23 protein-coding genes are annotated in these 24,430 nt (G+C 67.3%); 6 read left to right on the top strand and 17 right to left on the bottom strand.

All coding sequences use genetic code 11. The features are described from left to right. The first annotated feature begins 329 nt into the window (after positions 1-329). From EO174_RS07190 to pdeM, 5 genes are read left to right on the top strand one after another with little or no spacing between them, the layout of a single operon-like run. Complete coding sequence (locus EO174_RS07190; RefSeq protein WP_119128982.1) at positions 330-1,340, top strand: ligase-associated DNA damage response exonuclease; 1,011 nt, start codon at positions 330-332, stop codon at positions 1,338-1,340. After that, a complete protein-coding gene (locus EO174_RS07195; RefSeq protein WP_115676423.1) occupies positions 1,337-1,570 on the top strand; it encodes a hypothetical protein in 234 nt (77 codons plus the stop codon). Before EO174_RS07190 ends, EO174_RS07195 begins: the two co-directional genes overlap by 4 nt. Further along, positions 1,567-3,171, top strand: coding sequence for an ATP-dependent DNA ligase (locus EO174_RS07200; RefSeq protein ID WP_119132391.1), 1,605 nt, complete (start codon positions 1,567-1,569; stop codon positions 3,169-3,171). The genes EO174_RS07195 and EO174_RS07200 overlap by 4 nt, the downstream gene beginning before the upstream one ends. Next, positions 3,168-5,660, top strand: coding sequence for a ligase-associated DNA damage response DEXH box helicase (locus tag EO174_RS07205; protein WP_126943360.1), 2,493 nt, complete (start codon positions 3,168-3,170; stop codon positions 5,658-5,660). Before EO174_RS07200 ends, EO174_RS07205 begins: the two co-directional genes overlap by 4 nt. Then, positions 5,650-6,294: a ligase-associated DNA damage response endonuclease PdeM gene (gene pdeM / locus EO174_RS07210; RefSeq protein ID WP_119132393.1), complete on the top strand. Its 645-nt coding sequence runs from the start codon at positions 5,650-5,652 to the stop codon at positions 6,292-6,294. The genes EO174_RS07205 and pdeM overlap by 11 nt, the downstream gene beginning before the upstream one ends. 32 nt (positions 6,295-6,326) lie before the next feature. Here pdeM and EO174_RS07215 read toward each other — a convergent pair whose 3' ends face one another. From EO174_RS07215 to rlmD, 10 genes are all read right to left on the bottom strand, one after another. Next, the gene (locus EO174_RS07215; RefSeq protein ID WP_126943362.1) at positions 6,327-7,592 is read right to left on the bottom strand and encodes an NAD(P)/FAD-dependent oxidoreductase; all 1,266 of its coding nucleotides are present in this window, start codon (positions 7,590-7,592) and stop codon (positions 6,327-6,329) included. 94 nt (positions 7,593-7,686) lie between these two features. Beyond that, positions 7,687-7,893, bottom strand: a complete 207-nt coding sequence (locus EO174_RS07220) for a cold-shock protein (RefSeq protein WP_003488188.1) — start codon at positions 7,891-7,893, stop codon at positions 7,687-7,689. An 87-nt stretch (positions 7,894-7,980) separates the two neighbouring features. Continuing rightward, on the bottom strand, positions 7,981-8,733 hold the full coding sequence (locus tag EO174_RS07225; protein WP_104585835.1) for an S-methyl-5'-thioinosine phosphorylase: 753 nt from the start codon (positions 8,731-8,733) through the stop codon (positions 7,981-7,983). A gap of 86 nt (positions 8,734-8,819) precedes the next feature. Then, a complete protein-coding gene (locus tag EO174_RS07230; RefSeq protein WP_016903731.1) occupies positions 8,820-9,374 on the bottom strand; it encodes a hypoxanthine-guanine phosphoribosyltransferase in 555 nt (184 codons plus the stop codon). Continuing rightward, on the bottom strand, positions 9,374-10,378 hold the full coding sequence (nagZ, locus tag EO174_RS07235) for a beta-N-acetylhexosaminidase (protein ID WP_126943365.1): 1,005 nt from the start codon (positions 10,376-10,378) through the stop codon (positions 9,374-9,376). The genes EO174_RS07230 and nagZ overlap by 1 nt, the downstream gene beginning before the upstream one ends. A gap of 139 nt (positions 10,379-10,517) precedes the next feature. Beyond that, positions 10,518-12,083, bottom strand: coding sequence for a cryptochrome/photolyase family protein (locus tag EO174_RS07240; RefSeq protein ID WP_164739917.1), 1,566 nt, complete (start codon positions 12,081-12,083; stop codon positions 10,518-10,520). A gap of 4 nt (positions 12,084-12,087) precedes the next feature. Next, entirely contained in the window at positions 12,088-13,095 is a 1,008-nt protein-coding gene (locus tag EO174_RS07245; protein WP_126943368.1) for an FAD-dependent oxidoreductase, read from the bottom strand. Positions 13,096-13,133: 38 nt separating this feature from the next. After that, entirely contained in the window at positions 13,134-13,817 is a 684-nt protein-coding gene (locus EO174_RS07250) for a DsbA family oxidoreductase (protein WP_126943371.1), read from the bottom strand. Between the two features lie 156 nt (positions 13,818-13,973). Then, complete coding sequence (locus tag EO174_RS07255; RefSeq protein ID WP_126943374.1) at positions 13,974-14,471, bottom strand: CYTH domain-containing protein; 498 nt, start codon at positions 14,469-14,471, stop codon at positions 13,974-13,976. Positions 14,472-14,574: 103 nt separating this feature from the next. After that, positions 14,575-15,909 carry a 23S rRNA (uracil(1939)-C(5))-methyltransferase RlmD gene (gene rlmD / locus EO174_RS07260; protein ID WP_126943377.1) on the bottom strand — a complete coding sequence of 445 codons (1,335 nt, stop codon included), beginning with the start codon at positions 15,907-15,909 and terminating at the stop codon, positions 14,575-14,577. A 157-nt stretch (positions 15,910-16,066) separates the two neighbouring features. Between rlmD and EO174_RS07265 the strand changes: the two genes are divergently transcribed. Further along, on the top strand, positions 16,067-16,789 hold the full coding sequence (locus EO174_RS07265; protein ID WP_104585847.1) for a response regulator: 723 nt from the start codon (positions 16,067-16,069) through the stop codon (positions 16,787-16,789). 151 nt (positions 16,790-16,940) lie between these two features. On the opposite strand, the gene recO is transcribed toward EO174_RS07265, so the two are convergent. The 7 genes from recO to EO174_RS07300 form a co-directional block, all read right to left on the bottom strand. Further along, entirely contained in the window at positions 16,941-17,663 is a 723-nt protein-coding gene (gene recO, locus EO174_RS07270) for a DNA repair protein RecO (protein WP_126943380.1), read from the bottom strand. A 223-nt stretch (positions 17,664-17,886) separates the two neighbouring features. After that, positions 17,887-18,786 carry a GTPase Era gene (gene era / locus EO174_RS07275; protein ID WP_104585851.1) on the bottom strand — a complete coding sequence of 300 codons (900 nt, stop codon included), beginning with the start codon at positions 18,784-18,786 and terminating at the stop codon, positions 17,887-17,889. Beyond that, positions 18,783-19,463: a ribonuclease III gene (gene rnc / locus EO174_RS07280; protein WP_126943383.1), complete on the bottom strand. Its 681-nt coding sequence runs from the start codon at positions 19,461-19,463 to the stop codon at positions 18,783-18,785. The genes era and rnc overlap by 4 nt, the downstream gene beginning before the upstream one ends. Beyond that, positions 19,453-19,830 carry a DUF4845 domain-containing protein gene (locus EO174_RS07285; RefSeq protein WP_104585853.1) on the bottom strand — a complete coding sequence of 126 codons (378 nt, stop codon included), beginning with the start codon at positions 19,828-19,830 and terminating at the stop codon, positions 19,453-19,455. The genes rnc and EO174_RS07285 overlap by 11 nt, the downstream gene beginning before the upstream one ends. Positions 19,831-19,858: 28 nt before the next feature. Further along, positions 19,859-20,659, bottom strand: coding sequence for a signal peptidase I (lepB, locus tag EO174_RS07290; protein WP_011036465.1), 801 nt, complete (start codon positions 20,657-20,659; stop codon positions 19,859-19,861). A 104-nt stretch (positions 20,660-20,763) separates the two neighbouring features. After that, complete coding sequence (lepA, locus tag EO174_RS07295) at positions 20,764-22,554, bottom strand: translation elongation factor 4 (RefSeq protein ID WP_161960003.1); 1,791 nt, start codon at positions 22,552-22,554, stop codon at positions 20,764-20,766. Positions 22,555-22,743: 189 nt separating this feature from the next. Continuing rightward, positions 22,744-24,324, bottom strand: a complete 1,581-nt coding sequence (locus EO174_RS07300; protein WP_126943385.1) for a DegQ family serine endoprotease — start codon at positions 24,322-24,324, stop codon at positions 22,744-22,746. Positions 24,325-24,430: the final 106 nt, after the last annotated feature.

Below are 24,430 nucleotides of genomic sequence, written 5' to 3' on the forward strand. Positions count from 1 at the left end.
GGATTGGGGATTGGGGATTGGGGATTGGGGGAATCGGGAATCGGGAATCGGGAATCGAGGTGGATGATGCGGGCTAGCGCTTGCGTGGGTGTTCGATTTCCGAATCTTGACTGATTGTTCCGGTGAGCAATGGCGCGAGCTGCCGGCGTGCGTGCCGCATTGAAGGCCAGCTCACGCCCCGCCAGGCGCTTGATCGATTCGATGGCCTTGCACTGATCGTGCACTGGCTCGATTAGCGATTGCGATCTGCAGGCCTTGCCGCATCGGTGCGCCGATGCATGCCATTCCCATTCTCAGGATCTGCACACCGGCTTGGCCAGAGTTGCCGCATGCGCAACGGCAACGAACAATCTGGTGATCTGGTGGTGCTCGGGCCCGAAGGCCTGTATTGCCCGCAGGGTGATTTCCATATCGATCCCTGGCGGCCGGTGCCACGTGCGGTGATCACCCACGGACACGGCGACCACGCACGCAGCGGCATGGGCGAGTACCACTGCACGCACGAGAGCCTGCCGATCCTGCAATGGCGCCTCGGCGAGCAGGTCTATCACACGCATGCCGACGGCGAAGCGTTCGACCTGGGACGCGCGCGGGTGTCGTTGCATCCGGCCGGGCATGTGCTCGGCTCGGCGCAGGTGCGCATCGAGGTAGATGGCGAAGTCTGGGTTGCCTCGGGCGACTACAAGCGCCAGCACGATCCCACCTGCAAACCGTTCGAAGTGGTGCCCTGCGACACCTTCATCACCGAGGCAACCTTCGGGCTGCCGGTGTATCGCTGGCCGGACACTTCCGATGTCGCGGCCGACATCGTCGCCTGGCGCCACGAATGCGCCGAACGTGGCGAGGCCGCCATTCTGTATTGCTATGCCTTGGGCAAGGCGCAACGCGTGCTGGCCGAATTGCGCGCCTGGGATACGCAACCGGCGTTGCTGCACGGCGCCATCGCCGTGGGCGTGGAGGTGTATCGCCAGGCCGGCATCCCGATGCTGGACACCCAACCGGTCAGCGAGCACGCGCGTGGCGCCGACTATGCCGGGCAACTGGTATTGGCGCCGCCATCGGCGGCCGGCAGTGCCTGGATCCGTCGCTTCCGGCATGCGCAACAAGGTTTTGCGTCGGGCTGGATGCGTATTCGCGGCAACCGCCGTCGGCGCAATTACGACCGCGGCTTCGTGGTGTCCGATCATGCCGACTGGCCGGACCTGCTGCGCACCATCGAAGACACCGGCGCACGGCGGGTGATCGCCACCCACGGCAACACCGATGCCTTGATCCAGCACCTGCTGGAACGCGGCGTCGCTGCCGAAGCCTTCCGTACCGATTTCGGAGCCGAGGAATGAACCCCTTGCCTGCACGCCGCTATGCGCGCGCGCGCCCACGCCTGCGACTGACCGGCGCCCTCGCGTTCCGCCGGCACGCATTGGCATTTCGCCTACATCGCGCCGTGCCGGCCGCGGTGATCGGGCCACCGCGGCCCTACCGGCGTCCACGCTGCCTGAGCGCATTTACGCGCCGCGCACTGGAACTGCGTGCTGCCGACCACCGCGCATACCTGCAGGGCCCGGCGTGAAGCGATTTGCCGCGTTGTACCGCACCTTGGATCGCAGTACCGGCACGCTCGACAAGCGTGCGGCCTTGGTCGCCTACTTCAGCAGCGCACCGCCGCTGGATGCGGCGTGGGCGCTGTACCTGCTGGCCGGCGGCAAGGTGGCCGGCACGCGCATGCGCATTGCCAGTAGTGGCGAATTGCGCGAATGGATCACCGAAGCTGCCGGCATCGCCGACTGGCTGGTGGCCGACAGCTACGACCATGTCGGCGACCTGGCCGAGACCTTGGCCTTGTTGCTGGACGACCCGATCACCGAAGCGGCCGATCTGCCGTTGGCCGACTGGATCGAGCAGCGGTTGCTGCCAATCGCCAATCAAGATGTCGAGGTGCGCAAGGCCTGCATCGTGCAGGCGTGGCGCAGCCTGGCCTTCGACGAGCGCCTGGTGTTCAACAAGCTGCTGACCGGCGCCTTGCGCGTGGGCGTGTCGCAGCGCCTGGTGCAGCAGGCGCTGGCGGAGATGTCCGGAATCGAGATCGCACGCATCGCGCAGCGCATGCTCGGCAGCTGGCGGCCGCATCCGACCTACCTGGCCAATCTGCTGACTGCCGAAGAACTGCCCGGCGATCGTCAACAGCCCTACCCGTTCTTTCTCGCATCGCCGCTCGAAGCCGAGGTCGAAACGCTGGGCGCGGTCGATGACTGGTTGCTGGAATGGAAGTGGGACGGCATCCGCCTGCAGCTGATTCGACGCGCGGGCGAAGCGGCGCTGTGGTCGCGTGGCGAAGAACGCCTGGATGGCCGCTTCCCGGAAATCGAACAGGCCGCGTTGCAGTTGCCCGATGGCACCGTCATCGACGGCGAGCTGCTGGCCTGGCAACCGGAGCAGCCCTTGCCGATGCCGTTCACCGCATTGCAGACGCGCATCCAGCGCCTCAAGCCCGGGCCAAAGACCTTGGCGGCGGCGCCGGCGCGGGTGGTGGCCTACGATCTGCTTGAGCTCGGCGGCGAGGACTTGCGCGAACGTCCCTTGCAGGAGCGCCGCGCGTTGCTGGAAGGGGTGCTGGGCACGCTCGCCGACCCGCGCATTGTCGCCTCGCCGTTGGTGCAGGTCGGCGACTGGCAGGCGGCGGCGCAGGTGCGCCTGGATGCCCGCGAGCGCGGTGTGGAAGGGCTGATGCTCAAGCGCGCCAGCTCGGTCTACCAGTCAGGCCGCCGCCGCGGCGACTGGTGGAAATGGAAGATCGACCCGCTCACCATCGACGCGGTGCTGCTGTATGCGCAGGCCGGCCACGGCCGCCGCAGCACGCTGTATACCGACTACACCTTCGGGCTATGGCACGAGGGCCAGCTGGTGCCGATCGCCAAGGCCTACTCGGGTCTGGACGACAAGGAGATCCTGCAGCTGGATCGCTGGATCCGCGCCAACACCACCGAGCGCTTCGGCCCGGTGCGTGCGGTCACCGCGCATCATGTCTTCGAGCTGGGATTCGAAGCGGTCAACCGCAGCGCGCGGCACAAGTCCGGCATTGCGGTGCGTTTCCCACGCATCCTGCGCTGGCGGCAGGACAAGCCGATGAGCGAAGCCGATCACCTGAGCAGCCTGCAGGCGCTGGCACGGTGAGTGCCGCGCAGCAGACGCGCGGTACGCCCTTGCAGCAATGGCGCGCCTGGTTCGCGCAGCGCGGCTGGGCGCCGTTGCCGTTTCAACGCGATGTGTGGAAGCGCTATCTCGCCGGCGAGTCCGGCTTGCTGCATACGCCCACCGGCAGCGGCAAGACGCTGGCCGCCTTCGGTGGGCCGCTGCTGGAAGCCTTGTCCACGCGTGGACGCAAGCCGGCGAGCAAGCCCGCGCCGGCCGCGCGGCGCCAACAGCAACGCACGCTGCAGGTGCTGTGGATCACGCCCCTGCGCGCACTCGCCGCCGATACCGCACGCGCCCTGCGCGAGCCGGTGGAGGCCTTGGGGCTGGATTGGCAGGTGGGCCTGCGGACCGGCGACGCCAGCGCGCGCGACAAGCGGCTGGCGCGCAGCGGCAAGCTCGATGTGCTGGTCACCACGCCCGAATCGCTGGCCTTGCTGTTGTCCTACCCCGACACCGCGCCGCAGTTGTCGGCGTTGCGCTGCGTGATCGTCGACGAGTGGCATGAGCTGCTCGGCAACAAGCGCGGCGTGTTGCTGCAGCTGTGCCTGGCGCGGCTGCGCGGCTGGGCGCCGGCGCTGCGCATCTGGGGCCTGTCGGCGACGCTGGGCAACCTGGCGCAGGCACGCGACGTGCTGCTGCCGCATCTTCCCGATGCTGCGCTGGTCTCGGGTGTCAAACCCCGCGCGATGACCCTGGAGACACTGCTGCCCGACAGCGGCGAACGCTTTCCGTGGGCCGGACATCTGGGCCTGGCGCAGCTGGCGCGCGTGCTGCAGAAGATCATGCAGCAGCGCACCAGCCTGGTGTTCACCAATACGCGCGCGCAGGCCGAGTTGTGGCATCAGGCCTTGAGTGCGGTGTGGCCGGACGACCTGGCCACGCTCGCGCTGCATCACGGCTCGCTGGACCCGTCCTTGCGTGCGGCCGCCGAACACGGCTTGCGCGATGGCAGCCTGCGCTGCGTGGTCGCCACCTCCAGCCTGGACCTGGGCGTGGATTTCCCCGCCGTCGATCAGGTGCTGCAGGTCGGCAGCCCGAAAGGCATTGCGCGCCTGCTGCAGCGCGCCGGCCGCGCGCGCCACCGTCCGGGCGAGTCCGGGCATGTGGTGTGCGTGCCCTCGCATGCGCTGGAGCTGGTGGAGTATGCCGCCGCGCGGCGCGCCATTGAGCAGGGCCAGATCGAAGCGCGGCCGCCGCCGCGGCTGTCGCTGGATGTGTTGGCGCAGCACTGCGTGACCCTGGCACTGGGTGGCGGCTTTCAGGCCGATGCAGTGTTCGAGCAGGTGCGCGGCACCGATGCGTTTGCAGCACTGGATCATGCCACCTGGCAGGCGGTGCTGGACTTCATCGTGCAAGGCGGCAGCGCGCTGGCGCATTACCCGGATTTCCACAAGGTCGTGCGCGACGAACAGGGCGTGTATCGCGTCATCGATCGACGCGTGGCGCTGCGGCATCGCCTGTCCATCGGCACGATCACCAGCGACGGCAGCGTGCGCGTGCAGTTCCTGCGCGGCGGGCGCCTGGGCGCGGTGGAGGAACAGTTCGTCGGCCGTCTACGCCGTGGCGACCGGTTTCAATTTGCCGGCCGTTTGCTGGAGCTGGTGCGGCTGGAAGACATGACCGCCTATGTGCGCGTGGCCAAGGGCGGCAGCGGCGTGGTGCCCAAGTGGATGGGCGGACGCATGCCGTTGTCGTCGGCCCTGGGCCGCGAGGTCGAAGCGGTGTTCGCCGATCCCGGCGACGCGCCGGAGATGCAGGCGCTGGCACCGTTGCTGCGCCTGCAATCGTCACTGTCCTCGTTGCCCGGCCCTGACCATCTGCTGGTGGAAAGCATCAAGGCGCGCGATGGCCGGCACGTGTTCGTGTATCCGTTCGCCGGCCGCCAGGTCAACGAAGGGCTGGCCGCGTTGCTGGCGGCGCGCTGGGGCCGGCGCCAGCGCAATACCTTCAGTTTTGCTGCCAACGATTACGGCTTTGTGCTGTCGCCGGCGCAGGACGTGGACCTCGATGCGGGCGTCTTGCAGGCCTTGCTGTCGCCGGAGGGCCTGTTTGCCGATCTGCGCGACAGCCTCAACCTGGGCGAGCTGGCACGCCGCCAGTTCCGCGAGATTGCGCGCGTGGCCGGTTTGCTGTCGCCATCGTTGCCCGGCCGTGCACCACGCAGCCTGCGTCAGCTGCAGGCCTCCAGCGGATTGCTGTACGACGTGTTGCAGCGTTTCGATCCGGATCATCTGCTGCTCGCGCAGGCCGAGCGCGAAGTGTTCGAAGGCCAGCTCGAACTGGCGCGGCTTGCGCACGCACTGGAAGATTGCGCGCGGCGCGACCTGCGCCTGTGCAAACCGCGCAGCCTCACCCCGTTGTCGTTTCCGCTATGGGCCGAACGTGTGCGCGGCCAACTCAGTACCGAAGACTGGAAGGCCCGCGTGTTGCGTGCTGCCGAACAACTGGAGCGCAAACATGGGCGATAGCGTGCAGCTGCAGCTGGCCGGCGAAACGGTGGAACTGCTCGGCGAACGCGCACTGTATCGTCCGGCACAACGCGCCTTGTTGATCGCCGACCTGCATCTGGGCAAGGCCGATGTGTTCCGTCGCGCCGGCATCGGGATGCCGGCCGGCGGCACCGCGCACGATCTGGAGCGGCTGGATGCGCTGCTGGAGCAGCGCACGGTGGACGCGTTGTGGATACTCGGCGACCTGCTGCATGGCCCCGCACCGCGCGCAGCCTGGCACCGCCGCTGGAGCGCATGGCGCGAGCGGCATTGCGCATTGCGCGTGATCGCCATCCGCGGCAATCACGACCGCGCCTTGGCGGGCGCCGATCTGCATATCGAGCCGGCCGGCGAACAGGTGGAAGATGGCCCCTTCGTGCTGCGCCACGATCCGCTGCCGCATCCGACCGGGCACGTGCTGTGCGGGCATCTGCATCCGCTGGCCGCACTGCCCGGCATGGCGCGTCGCTGGCCGGCGTTCTGGTTGCGCGAGCGCGTCACCATCCTGCCGGCGTTCTCGCATTTCACCGCCGGCATCGTGCCGACGCTGGTCGAAGGCGAACGCCTGGTTGCCTGCGTGGAAGACGATGCGCTGGCATTGCCGGTGCGCTAGCGGGCGCGGCCGCGCGTGGGCCGCGACGGCCTCTATGCGGCCGCTCCGGTCTTGTCGACGGCCACACGCGGCACCGGTTGCGACAAGGCCTCCACGAACTCCGGCGCCAATGCCAGTTTGCCGAACCAGCCGTGCTGGGTGCCGCTGAGCACGCGCAACATGTGTCCGCGCCCGCCGGGCACGCGCCCCATCGGGTGCAGCAGCAGGTCGCGCCCGTGCGCCCACAGATCGCGTTCGGACTGGAACAACGGCGTCAGCCAACGGCTCCAGCGGTGGTAGATCGCCACATGCGCCTGGCGCTCGCGCTGGTAGCGCTGCAAGGCCGCATCCAGATCGGCACCGGCCCGCAAGGCATCGCGCAGCGCCAATGCGTCCAGCAGCGCCATGTTGACGCCCTGCCCCAGCTGCGGACTCATCGCATGCGCAGCATCGCCGGCCAGCACGAAACGGCCGCGATGCCAGCGTTTGACCACCGCGTCGCGGTAACTGGCACGCGCCAGTGCGCCATGCACCTGCACACTGTCCAGACGCGCATGCGCCTGCGGCCACATCTGCGCGATCTCCTCGCGCCATGCGGCAATGCCGCGCTGTTCCCATGCGGAAAAATCGCTGCACGGCAGGCTCCAGAAAAAACTCAGCCGCGGGGTGTCGTCGCCCGGGCGCGTGCCCACCGGCAGCAGGCCGATCATCTTGCGCGCGCCGATATAGCGCTGGCGTAACTCGTCGACAAACGGCCAGTCCTCGCGCGGCAGCAGACACCACAACGCCCCCCACGGATACACCCGATCCAGCCGCGTGCCCTGCGCCTGCGCGCGCAAGGTCGATGCGGAACCATCGGCGGCGATGATCAGATCATACGGGCCATGCCAGTGCCCACGCTGGTCCTGCACGCGCACGCCGTCGTGATCGATGGCGGTGATCTGCGTATCCACATGCAGTTGCGCGTGCTCCGGCCAGGCCTCGCGCAACAGCGTGAACAAGGCGCCGCGCTGCATCCCCAGGCCCATCAGCCGCGCATCCAGGTCGCGATACTGCATGTCCATCACCGCGCGTCCGCACGGCGTTTCGCCATACAGCCGGCGCACCGGCGCGCCATGCGCAAGCGCCTGCGGCAGCAATCCCATCGTCCACAGCACCTGCAGGCCGCTGGGCTGCAGCAGGAACCCTGCGCCCACCGGCCCGGGCGCGGCAGCGCGTTCGAACACGTCCAGTCGATGCCCGTCGGCGCCCAGCAGCGCGGCCAGTGCCTGCCCTGCCGCGCCATAGCCCGCTACCGCAATCCGCAATGTTCGCTGCATGTCCTTCGCTCTTTGAAGCTCACCGACCCCGCATGGACCGGTGCAAAAAAAACCCCGCCGTGGCGGGGTTCTTCAACCGCACAATCGAGTCACATCACTCGACCGGCGTGATGTTCGAAGCCTGGGCACCCTTGGGGCCCTGGGTCACGTCATAACTGACGCGCTGGCCTTCCTGCAGGCTGCGGAAGCCCTTGGAGTTGATCGCGGAGAAGTGCGCGAAGACATCGGCGCTGCCGTCCTCCGGTGAGATGAAGCCAAATCCCTTGGCGTCGTTGAACCACTTGACGGTACCGTTCGGCATGGTGATGCGAGACCTTTGCAATAATTAATGGGTGGTGTACGGCAATGCGTACGCGCCGAGTATGCAAAGCTTATGCCCCGATGACAATCACCCGCGTGCAAGTTCGCCAATCAGCTCCGGCAATCCGGACGAGGCGGCATCGACGTTGGCCAACACCTCCGCCATGGTGATTTCCTGCGCGTCGCCGCAGCCGGCCGCCCAGTTCGCCACGATCGCCAAACACGCATATTCCAGGCCTTTTTCGCGTGCAAGACCGGCTTCGGGCATGCCGGTCATGCCGACCAGATCGCAGCCGTCGCGACGCATGCGGGCGATCTCTGCAATCGTTTCCAGCCGCGGTCCCTGGGTGGCTCCGTAGCATCCGCCGGCAACCATCGTGACGCCGGTCACCTTGGCCGCGGCGATGACCTTGCTGCGGAACATCGGCGAATACGGATGACCGAAATCCACGTGCTGCACCTCGCTGCCCGGCTCTTCGCAGAAGGTCGACACGCGGCCCCAGGTGTAATCGATCAGCTGATCCGGGCAGGCCAGCACGCGCGGACCGAACTGCTCGGTGATGCCGCCGACGGTGTTGAGCGCCAGCACGCGCGCAGCGCCAATTTGCTGCAGCGCAGCGATGTTTGCGCGGTAATTGACCTTGTGCGGCGGCAGCGAATGGCCTTCGCCATGGCGCGCCAGGAACGCCACGCGGTGGCCCAGCAACATGCCGACGTGGATCGGGCCGGAGGGCGCGCCATACGGCGTTTCGATAGCGTGCGTCTGCACCTCGTCCAGCTGGGCGAGCTTGTAGACGCCAGTGCCGCCGATGACGGCCAATGCGATGGAATTGGGGGACACAAGCAACCTCTGCTACAAAAAGACATGACGGTGCGCGCACGCGTGCGCGCCGGGCTGCCCGCGGCAATGCGGGCACGCTGCGGCAGTTACTGCTTCATCGCGTAGATGGCGGGAATGCCGCGCAGCTGCTCGTTGACGTCCATGCCGAAACCGAACACGTAACGGTCGGCCACTTCCACGCCGACATAATCGGCGGCCACGCCGGGCACGCAGCGGTCGTGACGCTTGACGGTCAGCACCGCCACGCGCACGTCGGTGGCGCCCTGCTCCAGGCACCACTGGCGCACGCCCTGCAGCGTGTAGCCCTCGTCGAGGATGTCGTCGACCAGGATCACCCGGCGGCCGAACAGCGCAGTGGCCGGACGGTGCTTCCACACCAGCTCGCCGCCGGTGGTTTCGCCGCGATACCGGGTGGCGTGCAGGTAATCGAACTGCAGGTCCTGGCCGCGTGCGCCCAGCTCCAGCGCCAGCTGGCCGGAGAACGGCAGCGCGCCGTGCATGATGGTGAGGTACACCGGCACTTCGCCGGCATAATCGCGCGCAATCGCGTCGGCGATGCTGGCGACGGCCGCATCGATGGCGGGGCGGTCGACCAGCAGGTCGGCTTGGGCCAGGGCCTGGGAAATGGTGAGCGTGGACATCAGGCAGTTGTTCCGAAAGAGGCGGAAAGGGGAGTGGTAAATGCGGCGTCGGAGCCGGCGAGCAGGCCATCCCAGCCCAGCGCGCCGCGGCCGATCAGGCCGATCAATGCTGCGGTGTTGAGGCTGCGGCCGGCCACGGCCTGCAGCGATTCATCGACCAGTTCCGGGTGGCAGACCAGCACCACGTCGCAGCCGGCATCCAGATGCGCATGCACCCGGCCCGCCACGCCGCCGGCGCTGAACGAGGCGGCCATGCCGATGTCGTCGGAGAACACCACGCCACGGAAGCCCAGTTGCCCGCGCAGGATCTGCTCGATCCAGCGCTGCGAATAGCCGGCCAGTTCCGGGGCGATCTGCGGGTAGACCACGTGCGCCATCATCACCGCATCGGCGCCGGCCTCGATGCCGGCCACGAACGGCACCAGATCCTCGGCCAGCAGGACCTCCAGCGGCCGCGGGTCGCTGGCATGGTCGACGTGGGTGTCTTCCAGCACGGTGCCGTGGCCGGGGAAATGCTTGAGCGTGGCGGCCATGCCGGCGCCGTGCAGCGCCTGCACATAAGCGCGGGTGAAGCTGGCCACGACCTGCGGGTCGTCGCTGAAGGCACGGTCGCCGATGGCGCGGTTGCCACGGCCCAGATCCACCACCGGCGCGAAGCTCAGGTCCACGCCGCTGGCACGCACCTCGCTGGCCATCAGCTGCGCATGCGCGCGCGCAGCGGCGAGCGCGGCCTCGGGGTCCTGCGCGTACTGCACGCCGAAGTTCTGCAGCGGCGCCAGCGCGCTGTAGCCGTCGCGAAAGCGCTGTACGCGCCCGCCCTCCTGGTCCACGCAGATCAGCACCGGGCGCGGTGCGGCCGCGCGGATGGACGCAGACAGCTCGGCCACCTGCGTGCGCGAGGCGAAGTTGCGCGTGAACAGCACCACGCCGGCGACCGCGTCGTGCTGCAGCCAGTCGCGTTCCTGTGCGCTGAGTTCGGTACCGGCAACGCCGATCAGAAGCATGTTAGGGGACTCCCGGGCCAGGCGCCAGGTTGGCGCAGCGCGGCATTGTCGCAGATGCGCGTTGCAGCGTCAGATCGCGCATTCAGGCAGGCGCGCGTTTGCCGCCGTCTCGGCCCCGCCGCGGCCCGCCGGCCGTGCCTCAGAGCACCTCTAGATTCGCCCGCCAGTGCGCGGCCTGCGCCTGCACCTGGTCAAGCACCTCCGGTGCCATGGCATCGAGCTGCCGGTACGGCAGCGCCAGGCGCTCGTTGGCACCCAGCAGCGTGCGCTGCCGCGCCAGGAAATCCCAGTACAGCGCGTTGTACGGGCAGGCCTGCGCGCCGACCCGCGCCTTGCGCTGGTAGCGGCAGCCCCCGCAGTAATCGCTCATGCGGTCGATATAGGCCGCGCCGCTGATGTACGGCTTGCTGCCGAGCAGGCCGCCGTCGGCGAACTGGCTCATGCCGACCGTATTGGGCAATTCCACCCATTCGAACGCATCGACATAGACCCCCAGGTACCAGCGATGCAGCGCCTGCGGCTCCAGCCCTGCCAGCAGCGCGAAATTGCCGATCACCATCAGCCGCTGGATATGGTGCGCGTGCGCGTTGGCCAGCGAATTGCCGATCGCATCGGCCAGGCAGCGCATGCCGATCTGCCCGTCCCAGAACCAGTGCGGTAGCGGTGCATGCTGGTCGAGCTGGTTGGACTGCGCATAGGCGGGCATCTGCGACCAGTACACGCCGCGTACGTATTCGCGCCAGCCCAGGATCTGGCGGATGAAGCCCTCCACCGATGCCAGCGGCGCATGCCCGTCGTGCAACGTCGCCTCCGCGCGCGCGATCACCTCGCGCGGATGCAGCAGCTTGACGTTGAGCGCGAACGACAGCAGCGAGTGAAACAGCCGCGGGCTGCGCGTGCTCATCGCATCTTCGTAGCGACCGAAGTGCGGCAACGCATGCGTGACGAAGGCATCCAGGTGCTGCAAGGCTTCGTCGCGGTCCAGCGGCCACGGCAGCGCGTCGGCGTTCGGTGCGCCGAAGCTGCGGACGCCGGCTGCCTCGATAGCGCTCCACAGCGCGCGGTGATCGTGCGCTGCGCGCCACTCCTGCGGCGCGGGCGGATCGCCCGGCCATGGCGCACGGTTGTCGTGATCGAAATTCCAGCGCCCGCCTTCCGGCTCGCCCGCGGCATCGAGCAGGATCCGGTGGCGACGGCGCATCTTTCGGTAGAACACTTCCATGCGCCATGGGCTACCGGCGCGAAAACAGCCGGCGACCTCATTGCGTTCGGTCAGGAAATGCTCGCTATCGATCATGCGCGTGGCCAACGGCTGGCGCGCGCACCAGTGCTGCAATGCCTGATCCAGCCGCCATTCGTCCGGCGCCTGGTACTCCAGCCGGCTGGCGCGGTAATGCGCCATCAGCGCGTCCAGATTGGCGGGGATCGCATGCCGATTGCTGGGGTTGTCGATGGCCACATAACGCACCCGGTGACCGGCCTGCCGCAAGTGCGCGGCGAACGCGCGCATCGCCGCGAAGATCGCCAGGATCTTCTGCGCGTGGTGCAGCACGTAGTCGGTTTCCTCGCGCACTTCCATCAGCACGTAGACCACACCCGCATCGATCGCATTGAACCAGCTGTGTTGCCGATTGAGTTGATCGCCCAGGATCAGGCGCACTGTGTGCGCGGCAGCCTGCGGGGTGTGGCCAGCTGTGCCTGCCACCACATCAATCCTGACCGCTGCCCGCGGCGTCGCCGGCACACGCCCGCGCTGCCAACGCCACACCGCTTTGCCAGGCCCCTTCGACCTTGCCGCCGGCCAGCCAGTCGCCGCAGATGCCGATGCCCGGCCGCGCCTCCCAGGCACAGCCGATCTGCAACGCAGGCTCGGTGCTGGCCACCGTCCAGCGGTATGCATCGCAGGACTGCGGTGGTGGCAGGCCGAGCGCGGCCAGCGCCGGCAACAGGCTGGCGATCACGGCCTCAGGCGTTGCGTCCAGATGCGCCTGACTCCAATCGGCAGTGGCATGCAGCAGCCAGGTTTCCACGCCCGCCCTCCCCGGCTTGCTGGAGTTGCGTGCCACCCAGCGCACCGGGCCAGCGTTGACGAACAAGGCGTCGTAGCCGGGATCGACCGCCAGGTCGAAACGCAGCACCACCGCCCAGGCCGGCTGCATCCGTGCAGTGGCGGCAAGCGTCGCCAGCGTGGGGGCGAAGCCCGCCAGCAAGGCAGCCGCACGCGGTGCCGGAACCGCCAGCAGCACGATATCGAAGGCGTGTGTCGTCGCGTCCTCCGCCAGCTCCAGCTGCCAGGCGTCGCCATTGCGCTGCAGTGACCGCACGCAGGTGCCCAACCGAACATCGAGGTCGGCCGCAAGCGCACGCGCCGGTGCGGCCATGTCCGGCACCCCGACAAAGCGCGTCAACCCGCTGTGCGACGCACGCAGGGCGGTGCCATCCCAACTGGCGACGCGCGCAGGCCAGGCCGCCGCCGCGCCGCGCGCGATCCACGCACCCACCACGGCGGCAAACGCCGGATCGCGCGCGGTGAAATACTGCGCGCCGTGATCGCACTGCCAGCCATCGCCGCCACAGCTGCGCATGCGCCCACCGGGCCTGTCGGCCTGCTCGAACAGCGTCACCGCCATCCCCGCCGCCTGCAGCCGTTGCGCGCAGGCAAGCCCGGCCAACCCGGCACCGATCACCGCAACCGTCTTCGAGCGGGTGGGCGTCATCTCTCAGCTGCCGGCAGTCGCATCGCGCCGCCGGCCGTTCATACCGCGCAGCCGTCCGGCCCGCAGGCATCGGGACCACCGATCGGCGCCGATTCGGCCGCCAGCTGCAACAACGCCTGCGCGAAGCTCTCCGGCGGCTGCGCGCCCTGGATCAGGCTGCGTCCGTCGATGACGAAACTGGGCACCGCACGGATTCCCAGTGCAGCGGCTTGCGCCAGTTGCGCCTGGACGGCAACGACGCCTTCGTCGGAGTCCAGCAGCGCGCGCACGCGCGCCTCGTCCAGGCCGCCGGCGGCGCCGGCGGCCACCAGCGTTTCGGTCGCGCCGACGTTTTGGCCTTCGGCAAAATACGCACGGAACAGCGCTTCGATCACGGCCTCGACATCGCCCTCGCGGCTGGCCAGCCAGATCAGCCGATGTGCACGCAGGGTACTGACCTGCACCTGCCCGCGCCCGAAGTCGAACGGCAGGCCTTCGGCGCGCGCGGTGGCCTGGGTCTGCGCCAGCATCTGCTCCACGCGCGCGGCACCGCCGAACTTTTGCGCCAGCGCATCACGCAGCGGCGTCGGCTCCAGGCCGGCCTCGGGATCGAGCTGGAACGCGTGGTAATGGATGTCCAACGCCGGCGCCTGCGCACCAAGCGCGGCCACCGCCTGCTCGAAACGGCGCTTGCCGATCCAGCACCAGGGACAGACCACGTCAGACCAGATATCGATGCGCATGGGCGGGGATTGGAGATGCGTCATTGGGGATGCGCAAAGCATAAACCCAATACCAAGGCAGGGATTGGGGAGTCGCAACGCAATCAGCCCAAGTCCGACGCATCGCGTTAGCTTTTACGAATCCCGAATCCCGAATCCCGAATGCCCAATCCCGAATTACACATCCCCGCTCCAGTTCTTGAACGGATGCGAGGCCAGCGCCAGGTTGTAGTAACGCACGTCGTCGGTGACTTCCGCGCCGACCCACGCAGGCCTGGCGAAGGCCTGGTCGGCATGTTCCAGTTCGATCTCGGCCACCACCAGCCCGGCATTGTCGCCAAGGAATTCGTCCACTTCCCACACGTGCCCCTGGTACTGGACCAGATGCCGGCGTTTGTCGATCAAACCGCCGACGCACAGCGCCAGCAGCGCACGCGCCTCGACCACCGGAATCGGATACTCGAACTCCTGCCGCGTGTGCCCCACCTCGCGCGATTTCAGATTGAGAAACGCGCTCTGGCCCTGGATACGCACCCGCACCGATGCGTTCTGCGCACCACTGCGCAAGGCGGCCTGGTCGTTGATATAGCCCTGCGCCATCGGGATCACCGCATGCGCGGCAGCGCGCCAGCCATCGCCGGTCACCAGGAATTTGCGTTCGATTTCGATGGGCATGGATTTGGGGGGATTGGAGATTCGGGATTGGGGATTGGCCACAGCAGCGAACTGGCGGGCGTCGGGAATACGCTCCTGCGAATCCCCAATGCCCAATCCCCAATCACCGCCGTTGAAACACCGCAATGCTCTCCACATGCGCGGTATGCGGAAACATGTCCATCGCGCCGGCGGCCTTGAGCGTGAAGCCCTGCTCGTTGACCAGGTAGCCGGCGTCGCGTGCCAGCGAGCCGGGGTGACAGCTTACATAGACGATGCGATCGAACGTTTTCAGCGGCAACTGCTGCAGCACTTCCAGCGCGCCCGAGCGCGGCGGGTCCAGCAGCAGCTTGTCGAAGCCCTGCCGCATCCACGCAGCATTGCGCTGGTCCTGGGTCAGGTCGGCCGCATGGAACTGGGCATTGGCCAGCCCATTGCGCTGCGCGTTGTCCCGGGCGCGCGCCACCAGCCCGGCATCGCCCTCCACGCCGACCACTTCGCGCACGCCGCGCGCCAGCGGCAGGGTGAAATTGCCCAGCCCGCAGAACAGGTCCAGCACGCGGTCGTCGGGCCTGGCATCGAGCAGCGCCAGTGCGTGCGCGATCATCTTCTGGTTGAGCGAGGCGTTGACCTGGATGAAATCCAGCGGCCGGAACGCCAGCTCCACATCCCACTGCGGCAAGCGGAACGACAGCGGCACCTGCTGCGGCCACAGCGGATGCACGCTATCCACGCCGCCCGGCTGCAGGAAGATCGCAAAACCCTGCGCCTGCGCGAACGCCGTCAGCGCCTGCAGATCGCGCTCGCTGAGCGGCTGCATGTGGCGGATGGTCAATGCCACCGCCTCGTCGCCGGCAATGAATTCGATTTGCGGGATGTCGCGCTTGCCGTCCAGGCCTTCGACCAGCGCCGCCAGCTGCGGGATCTTCTCGCCGATCTGCGGGATCACCGTGTAACAGACCGACAGATCGGCCACGAAACGCGGATCCAGCTCGCGAAACCCCACCAGGGTCTTGTCCTTCTTCTCGACGCGACGGACCGAAAAGCGGCCCTTGCGCCGATAGCCCCAGTTATCGCCGACCAGGGCCGGCAACACCGCCTGCGGCGTGACGTGGCCGATGCGCTCCAGGTTGTCCATCAACACGCGCTGCTTGGCCACGATCTGCTGCGACTCTTCCAGATGCTGCAGCACGCAGCCGGCGCAGACGCCGAAATGCGGGCAGCGCGGGGTCACCCGCTGCGGCGATGCCTCCAGCACCTCCACCGTCCTGGCCTCGTCGAAATGCCGGCTGCGCGCGGTGGGTTCGGCACGCACCAGCTCACCCGGCAAGGCGCCACTGATGAAGGTGACTTTGCCGCCCTCGCCGTCGCGGCGGGCCACACCGCGCCCGTCGTGGCTGAGGTCGGTGATCGCGGTCTGGAACGGCGTACGGTCGAAGCGGTTTCGGGTTCTGGCCACGTGGCGACGAGCTGCGGGCAAAAAGGGTGCGTATTGTCGCAGATGCGATCGATCGCGGCCGCCTCGCGCCGCAGAACAATTGTCGCGCCCCGCAAACACAGGCACACTTCCGCTGCACGCGGCTGCTAGGACGCGGCATCGCTGACAAGGAGGCAGCATGAACATGGCAACACGCCAGGAACCCCAACCACGACTCTTGCTGGTAGAGGACGACCCGATCAGCCGTGGCTTTCTGCAGGCGGTGCTGGACGGTCTTCCCGCCCACGTGGACTGCGCGGACTCCTTGTCGTCGGCACTGGACCGCGCGCGCGCACGTCGCCACGACCTGTGGCTGATCGACGTCAATCTTCCCGATGGCACCGGCAGCGGCCTGTTGCGGGCACTGCGCCTGCTGCACCCTGACGTGCCCGCACTGGCCCACACCGCGGACACCAATCTGGCGATGCAACGCAGCCTGCAGTCCGATGGGTTCCTGGAAATGCTGGTCAAGCCGCTGACCTCCGAGCGCCTGCTGCAGGCGGTCCGTCGCGGACTGGCGCGCGGCCGCTACAGCATGGCACCGGTGGGTGTGGTCGACATCGCTGCCAGCGATTGGGACGAAGCGGCCGCGCTCAGCGCGCTCAACGGCCAGCAACACCATCTCAACGCGCTGCGCGAGTTGTTCCTGGCCGAGTTGCCGGGCACCCGCGATGCGGTGGATTCGGCCCTGCAGGTCAGCGACGATCAGGCGCTGCGCAGCCATCTGCATCGGCTGCAGGCCAGCTGCGGATTTGTCGGCGCGGCGCGGCTTGCCGGCGCAGTGCGCCTGCTGCGCGGCGACCCGCATTCCAGCACGGCGCAGACGCAGTTCCACGCGGCGGTGGCTGCGCTGCTGCACTGAAGGATGACGGCGCCGATGCTCTTGGACGCGGCGCAGCGTCGGCAGTCGGGACGCGCGACACCGGGCATCATGCGTGCGCGGCGGGTCCACCCGGACCCTGCCGCGCGTCCGCGCACTGCTCGCCAGGCCTGGTCGAGCAGCCTTGCGCCCCTCAACGCCGCCGCACCAGATCCTCGAGCATTTCCCAGGATTTCAGCCCGCGTCCGCTCAGATGATGCAGCAGCACGCCACGCATGCTGCGACGCAGGCCAGGCATGTCGTCGGCCGCGGGCATGACGTCCTGGCCCAAGGCCAGCAGCGCCGCGCCGGTCACGGTGTCGCGCCGATCCTGCGCCATCGCCTCGCTCAACACGCGCAAGGCGCCTTCCTGTGGATCGAGCCGGTAGCGCGCCGCCGGGTCGATCGCCTGGCCGTCGCGGTCGTGCTGCAGATCGAACGCAAAGCCCAGGCCATCGAGCACATCGCGCTCGAACTGGCGCAGGCCCCAGGCCAGCGGCAGGCCAGAGGCCAGGTGCGCCCGCGCCTGCGCATAGCAATCGAACAATTCCGGCACCGGATCGTTGCGCGGCGCCAGGCGCAGCAGCAGCTCGCTGATATAGAAACCGGCCAACATGGATTCGCCCGCCAGGCGGGGGGCGGTATCCAGCGCCTCGGCCTGACGCAACTGCGCCAGTTCGCCGCGTTGCACCGCGGTGAACTGGATCAGCTGCAATGGCTGCAGCGCGGCCCGCAGGGCCTGCTTGCGCGGGCCTTGCACCCCGCGCGCCAACAGCCCGACCCGCCCATGCTGCTCGCTCAGCACTTCCACCAGCAGGCTGGTCTCGCGCCAGGCACGCACATGCAGGACGAACCCGCGTTCGTGTTCGATCAGCATGCGCTGCAGAGCCCTGAGCGACGTCCGGAAATCCGGGGCGCGGGAAATGCCAGGGCAGGCATTCGATCCACATGCCGCCGAAGCGGCGTGTCATCGCATTCGCCAGCCCCGCGTGCGGCGTGACCAGCACATGGCTGGCTGCGCAGCACCGGTCCACCCCGCCTTGCGACGGCCGATCCGGCGCTGCTCTCGGGTCCCGGGTCCTTGGTCCCAGGTCCCGGCTTCATTCGTATCCGAACGCCTTCAATGCCGCTTCGTCGTCCGACCAGCCTTCGCGCACGCGCACCCAGGTTTCCAGGAACACTTTTGCACCGAATAGCCGCTCCATCTGCAGCCGCGCCTTGCCGCCGATGTCCTTCAGGCGGGTACCGCCCTTGCCGATCACGATCGCCTTCTGGCCTTCGCGCTCGACCCAGATCACCGCGCCGATGCGCAGCAGCGCGCCATCTTCGGCAAAGCGTTCGATCTCCACGGTGGTGGCATACGGCAGTTCTTCGCCGAGCTGACGCATCAATTGCTCGCGCACCAGCTCCCCGGCCAGGAAGCGCTGACTGCGGTCGGTGATCTCGTCCTCGCCAAACATCGCATCGGCTTCCGGCACCAGCTTGAGCAGGTCGCCGACCAGCGCCTCCAGGCCCTTGCGCTTGAGCGCCGACACCGGATGCACCGCCGCGAACGTCCGCCCCTCGCTGACCTGGGCCAGGAACGGGAACAGCGCGGTCTTGTCCTTGAGCCGGTCGACCTTGTTGACCACCAGCACCACCGGTACCTCGGCGTCGCTCAGGACCTTGAAGGCCAGGGTGTCCTCGTCGTCCCAGCGGCCGGCTTCGATCACCAGCACCGCCGCGTCCACGCCTTCCAGCGAGCCGCGCGCGGCGCGGTTCATCACCCGGTTCATCGCGCGCTTCTGCTCGCGATGCAGCCCCGGGGTGTCGACCAGCACCAGTTGCCCTTCTGGGAAGGTGGCAATGCCCAGCAACCGATGGCGCGTGGTCTGCGGCCGGTTGGACACGATGCTGACCTTCGCGCCGACCAGGGCGTTGGTCAGGGTGGACTTGCCGACGTTGGGCCGGCCGATCACCGCAACGCTGCCGCTACGGTGGGGGGAAGAGGTTGCGCTCACGTGTTCGAATCCAGTTGTGCGATGACGAGGGTGGCCGCCTGTTGCTCGGCGAGGCGACGCGAGGTGCCCTGGCCTTCGGCGCGGGCGACGGGCTGCTCCAGGATGCAGGCGACATGGAACTGCTTGGCATGTTCGTCGCCGCTTTCGCTGATCAGCGCGTAATTGGGCAGCGGCAGCTGCCGCGCCTGCAGCCATTCCTGCAGCCGGGTCTTGGGGTCTTTTTCCGCCTTCCCCACCGGCAGCGCCGCCAGCGAGGGCTCGAACCAGGGCAGCACCACCGCGCGGCAGCGTTCGAAGCCGCAGTCCAGATAGATCGCCGCCACGATCGCCTCGACCGTATCGGCCAGGATCGAATCGCGTCGATGGCCGCCGGACTTCAGCTCGCCCGGGCCCAGCGTCAGCCGCTCGCCCAGGTTGAGGGCGCGGCCGATCACCGCCAGCGCCCCTTCGCGCACGAGTTCAGCGCGCGCGCGGGTCAATGCGCCTTCGTCGGCCTTGGGCCAGCGCTGATACAGCGCCTCGGCAATCAGCAGGTTGACGATGCCGTCGCCAAGGAATTCCAGTCGTTCGTTATGCGGAGTACCGGCGCTGCGATGCCGCAGCGCCTGGGCGAGCAGACCCGGATCGGCGAACGCATGCCCGATCGGATCGCCGCGCTGGAATGTCCTATTCGCCACCACGTCCCGTCATGTCCTGGGACGTCTCGAACTTGCCGACGACATCAAGATTGCCGATCAATTCGCGGCGGACTTCATAGTTGACCTTCATGCGCCAGCCACCGTCCACGCGCTCGAACTTGACGTCTTCCTTCTTGACGTTTTCCGAGTAGTTGATGTACAGCCGACGAAAGAACAGGTCCTGCAACTTGGACGGGTCCATGTTGGCGCTATCGGGCTCCTTGGCCAGGCTCTTCATGGCCGTGCGCACGGAATAGTATTCCTGGTACATCGGAAACAGCTTCATCCCGATGTACAGGGCAAAGCCCACCACCGCCAGCACCACCACGAACGACGTCAACGTCATACCGCTTTGCTTGCGCTTCATTGTGCTTCCCCGGCACGCCGTGCGTGCATTACTGGATTCCGGTCCCGATCCGCGACGGATCGAAACTCCCCTTGCAGAACCATCCTTCGCAATTGAGCCAGATCAGGAACGCCTTGCCGCGCAGGTTGGCCTCCGGCAGGAAGTGCGTCTGGGTCCAGAACCGGCTGTCTTCGCTGTTGTCGCGATTATCCCCCATCACGAAATAGCTGTCCGCCGGCACGGTCCAGTCGCCCTGCCCGGCCGGCATGTTGCGGTCGACCCACTCCAGCACGGTGTGGGTGCGGCCCGGCAAGTCCTCGACCAGCAAGGTGGTGCCGGTCATCTCGGCGCCCTTACCCTTGCCGATGTACTCGCCCTTGACCGTGTAACGCATCGGCTTGTCGTTGATGTACAGCGTATCGCCGTGGAAGCCGATCTTGTCGCCCGGCAGACCCACCACGCGCTTGATCCAGTTCTGGTCGGGCGCATGCGGCGGCTTGAACACCACCACGTCGCCGCGCTTGGGCTCGCCGGTCGGAATGAACTTGGTATTGGTGATCGGCAGACGGAAGCCGTAGGCGAACTTGTTGACCAGGATGAAGTCGCCGATCAGCAGGTTGGGCATCATCGAGCTGGACGGAATCTTGTACGGCTCGGCCACGAAACTGCGCAGGATCAACACCACCGCCAGCACCGGAAAGAAGGCGCGCGAGTAATCGATGATCGCCGGCTCGCTGTCCAGCAGACCGGCACGTGCCGCGCGGCGCTTGGCCAGGAACAGCTTGTCCAGCAGCCAGATGAAGCCGGTGCCCAGCGTCAGCACAACCAGGGCGATTTCAAACCATTTCATTGATGTTCCTTCGGAACGGGATTCGGGATTGGAGATCGGGGATTCGCAAAAACTCAGGACTGGCGAGTCGTTGCCAATCCCCAATCACGAATCCCAAATCCCGGTTACTTATCCATCTGCAAGACAGCCAGGAAGGCTTCCTGCGGAATCTCCACGCGGCCGACCTGCTTCATGCGCTTCTTGCCTTCCTTCTGCTTTTCGAGCAGCTTTTTCTTGCGCGAAACGTCGCCACCATAGCACTTGGCCAACACGTTCTTGCGCATCGCCTTGACCGTGGAGCGCGAGATGATTTGCGAGCCCACGGCGGCCTGGATCGCCACGTCGAACATCTGCCGCGGGATCAGGTCCTTCATCTTTTCGCACAGTTCGCGGCCGCGCCGGTCGGCGTAGCTGCGGTGCACGATGATCGACAGCGCATCGACCTTGTCGCCATTGATCAGCGTATCCACGCGCACGAACGGGCCGGCATCGAAACGCAGGAAGTGGTAATCCAGCGAGGCGTAGCCGCGCGAGACCGACTTGAGCTTGTCGAAGAAATCCAGCACCACTTCGGCCATCGGCAGCTCGTAGCTGATCTGCACCTGGCTACCCAGGTAGTTGATGCCGATCTGGGTGCCGCGCTTTTCTTCGCACAAGGTGATGATGTTGCCGACGTAATCGGGCGGGGTGAGGATGTTGGCGCGGATGATCGGCTCGCGGATCTCTTCGACGTTGTTGAGCGGCGGCAGCTTGGATGGATTGTCCATCGGGACGATGCTGCCGTCGGTCTTGAGTACTTCGTAGACCACGGTCGGCGCGGTCGAGATCAGGTTGAGGTTGTACTCGCGCTCCAGCCGCTCCTGCACGATCTCCATGTGCAGCATGCCGAGGAAGCCGCAACGGAAGCCGAAGCCCATCGCTTCGGAGCTTTCCGGCTCGAAGCGCAGCGCCGCATCGTTCAGGCGCAGCTTATCCAGCGCCTCGCGCAGATCCGGGTAGTCCTCGGCATCGACCGGAAACAGGCCGGCGAACACGCGCGGCTGCATTTCCTGGAAACCGGGCAATGCATGCGGCGCCGGGTCGGCCGCCAGGGTCAGGGTGTCGCCGACCGGCGCGCCGTGCACATCCTTGATCGAGGCGTTGATCCAGCCCACTTCGCCCGCGCCCAGCGCGGCAAGCTCCTTGCGCTTGGGCGTGAACACGCCGACCTTGTCGACCAGATGGGTGCGGCCGGTGGACATCACCAGGATCTTGCTGCCCGGCTTGATCTCGCCCTGCATCACGCGCACCAGCGAGACCACGCCCAGGTAGTTGTCGAACCACGAGTCGATGATCAGCGCCTGCAGCTTGTCGGTGTCGCGGGGGGTGGGCGGCGGAATCCGCTGCACGATCGCTTCCAGCACCAGGTCGATGTTCAGACCGGTCTTGGCGCTGACCGCCACCGCGTCCTCGGCATCGATGCCGATCACCGCCTCGATCTCGGCCTTGGCCCGCTCGATGTCGGCGGTGGGCAGGTCGATCTTGTTGAGCACCGGCACCACTTCCAGGCCCTGCTCCACCGCGGTGTAGCAGTTGGCCACCGACTGCGCTTCCACGCCCTGGGCCGCATCCACCACCAGCAGCGCGCCTTCGCACGCGGCCAGCGAGCGGCTGACCTCGTAGGAGAAGTCCACATGCCCGGGGGTGTCGATAAAGTTCAGGTGGTAGACCTGCCCATCCTTGGCCGTATACGGCAGGGACACCGACTGCGCCTTGATGGTGATGCCGCGTTCGCGCTCGATCGGGTTGGAGTCGAGCACCTGGGCCTCCATCTCGCGCGCCTGCAGGCCGCCGCACAGCTGGATGATCCGGTCGGCCAGGGTGGATTTGCCGTGGTCGACGTGGGCGATGATGGAGAAGTTGCGGATATTCCGCATTGAATCAGAGGACATTGAGGTGGGCGCCGGCGGTGCCGTCGTCAGGGTAACGCAGCATTATCGCACGCTTTGGAGCCGGGATTTGGGAGTGGGGATTGGGGATTCGAAAAGGCACAACAAGAGCAGGCACCCGCGAACAGGAGCCTGCTTTGCCAATCCCGAATCCCCAATGACGAATCTCGGCCTCCGTTAGCCGCCGGCCTTCAAGGCCACATAACTGGTCGCCTTGCCATCGGTGACCAGCAGCATGACCACGTCGCCCTTCTTGTAGCTGGACAGGGCGCGGTTGAGGTCGGCGACGCTGCCGACCTTGGTGCGGCCAACGCGGGCGATGACCAGACCCGGCGACAACGGCGGCTGGGTGCTGCGTGCTGCGGCGCCGGTCACCGAGGCGATGCGCACGCCCTCGCCTGCTTCCAGGCCCAGGCGGCTACGCTCGGTGGCGGTCAGATCGGCCACCTGCAGGCCGAGCAGCTCCACGCTGGCCGGTGCGCCGGGCTTGGCGTCGTCGGCAGCGGTGCGCGGTGCGGCGTTGCCGGCCGGGTTGTCCAGCGTCGTCAGGGTGACCGCCACCTTGCGCGGCTTGCCATCGCGCAGCACGTCCAGGTTGACCTTGGTACCCGGCGCCATCAACCCGATCATCGGCGGCAGGTCGCTGGCGACATCGATCGGCTTGCCGTTGACCGCGCGGATCACATCGCCCACCTCGATCCCGGCCTTGGCGGCGGGGCTACCGGGCGGGATGTCGTTGACCAGTGCGCCACGCGTATCCGGCAGGCCCAGGCCCTGCGCCTTGAGCGAGTCGATCGGGCCGACCGCCACACCCAGCATGCCGCGGCTCACGTGGCCGGTGGCCTTGATCTGCTCGGCGGCGCTGAAGGCCAGATCGATCGGGATCGCGAAACTGATGCCCATGTAGCCGCCGGAGGCGGAGAAGATCTGCGAATTGATGCCGACCACCTCGCCGCGCGTATTGAGCAACGGGCCACCGGAGTTGCCCTGGTTGATCGCCACGTCGGTCTGGATGAAGGGCACGTAGCGCTGGTCCGCATACGGATTGCTGCGCCCGGTAGCGCTGACGATGCCGGCGGTGACCGAGTGATCCAGGCCGAACGGGGAGCCGATCGCCACCACCCACTGGCCCGGCTTGAGCGTGTTGGAATCGCCCAGGCGCACGGTCGGCAGGCCCTTGGCGTCGATCTTGAGCAACGCCACGTCGAACTGCTCGTCGCTGCCGACCACCTTGGCCTTGAACTCGCGGCGGTCGGTCAGCTTGACGGTGACCTCGCTGGCGCCATCGACCACGTGGTGATTGGTCAGCACATAGCCGTCGGCCGAAATGATGAAGCCCGAACCCATCGACTTGCCGGCGATGCCGCCATCGTCATCGCCACCCTGGCCCGGCCCCTGGCGCGGCCCGCCCGGCATCTGGAAATCCGGCCCGAAGAAGCGACGGAAGAATTCCGGCATCTGCTCGTCGCCGGGCATCGCGCCGCCGTCCTGCCCACCCGGACCACCGCGCCGCTGGCGCGCCATGGCGTCCTTGCGGGTGATGGTGGTTTCGATATTGACCACGCCCGGGCCGACCTGCTCGACCAGATTGGTGAAGTCCGGCAACCCGGCCACCAGCTGCGGCGCCGGCGTGGCGCTGCGGTTGGCGGCAATCGGGGCAACGTCCTTGGCAGCGGGCGCGGACTGCTGCGCGCAGGCGGCCAGCGGCAAGGTCATGGCGATCAAGCCGAACATCTGGGTGCGAATGCGGTGGTTCATCAGGTTGCCTCCGATGGCAGGGCGACAGGGGCCAAAGCCCCTGCCGTTGCAGGGGTCCGGCACGATAACGGAAGGGGAAGCGCCGAACGGATGAAGATCGGCGACG

The sequence above is a fragment of the Xanthomonas sp. BRIP62418 genome (genome assembly GCF_003993495.1).
Taxonomy (GTDB): domain Bacteria; phylum Pseudomonadota; class Gammaproteobacteria; order Xanthomonadales; family Xanthomonadaceae; genus Xanthomonas; species Xanthomonas euroxanthea.

Coding starts and splice junctions, on each gene's coding strand:
- EO174_RS07190 (WP_119128982.1), top strand. CDS start 330: ATGCGCAACGGCAACGAACAATCTGGTGATCTGGTGGTGCTCGGGCCC.
- EO174_RS07195 (WP_115676423.1), top strand. CDS start 1,337: ATGAACCCCTTGCCTGCACGCCGCTATGCGCGCGCGCGCCCACGCCTG.
- pdeM (WP_119132393.1), top strand. CDS start 5,650: ATGGGCGATAGCGTGCAGCTGCAGCTGGCCGGCGAAACGGTGGAACTG.
- EO174_RS07215 (WP_126943362.1), bottom strand. CDS start 7,592: ATGCAGCGAACATTGCGGATTGCGGTAGCGGGCTATGGCGCGGCAGGG.
- EO174_RS07220 (WP_003488188.1), bottom strand. CDS start 7,893: ATGCCGAACGGTACCGTCAAGTGGTTCAACGACGCCAAGGGATTTGGC.
- EO174_RS07230 (WP_016903731.1), bottom strand. CDS start 9,374: ATGTCCACGCTCACCATTTCCCAGGCCCTGGCCCAAGCCGACCTGCTG.
- nagZ (WP_126943365.1), bottom strand. CDS start 10,378: ATGCTTCTGATCGGCGTTGCCGGTACCGAACTCAGCGCACAGGAACGC.
- EO174_RS07245 (WP_126943368.1), bottom strand. CDS start 13,095: ATGACGCCCACCCGCTCGAAGACGGTTGCGGTGATCGGTGCCGGGTTG.
- EO174_RS07250 (WP_126943371.1), bottom strand. CDS start 13,817: ATGCGCATCGATATCTGGTCTGACGTGGTCTGTCCCTGGTGCTGGATC.
- EO174_RS07255 (WP_126943374.1), bottom strand. CDS start 14,471: ATGCCCATCGAAATCGAACGCAAATTCCTGGTGACCGGCGATGGCTGG.
- EO174_RS07265 (WP_104585847.1), top strand. CDS start 16,067: ATGAACATGGCAACACGCCAGGAACCCCAACCACGACTCTTGCTGGTA.
- recO (WP_126943380.1), bottom strand. CDS start 17,663: ATGCTGATCGAACACGAACGCGGGTTCGTCCTGCATGTGCGTGCCTGG.
- EO174_RS07285 (WP_104585853.1), bottom strand. CDS start 19,830: ATGAAGCGCAAGCAAAGCGGTATGACGTTGACGTCGTTCGTGGTGGTG.
- lepB (WP_011036465.1), bottom strand. CDS start 20,659: ATGAAATGGTTTGAAATCGCCCTGGTTGTGCTGACGCTGGGCACCGGC.
- lepA (WP_161960003.1), bottom strand. CDS start 22,554: ATGCGGAATATCCGCAACTTCTCCATCATCGCCCACGTCGACCACGGC.
- EO174_RS07300 (WP_126943385.1), bottom strand. CDS start 24,324: ATGAACCACCGCATTCGCACCCAGATGTTCGGCTTGATCGCCATGACC.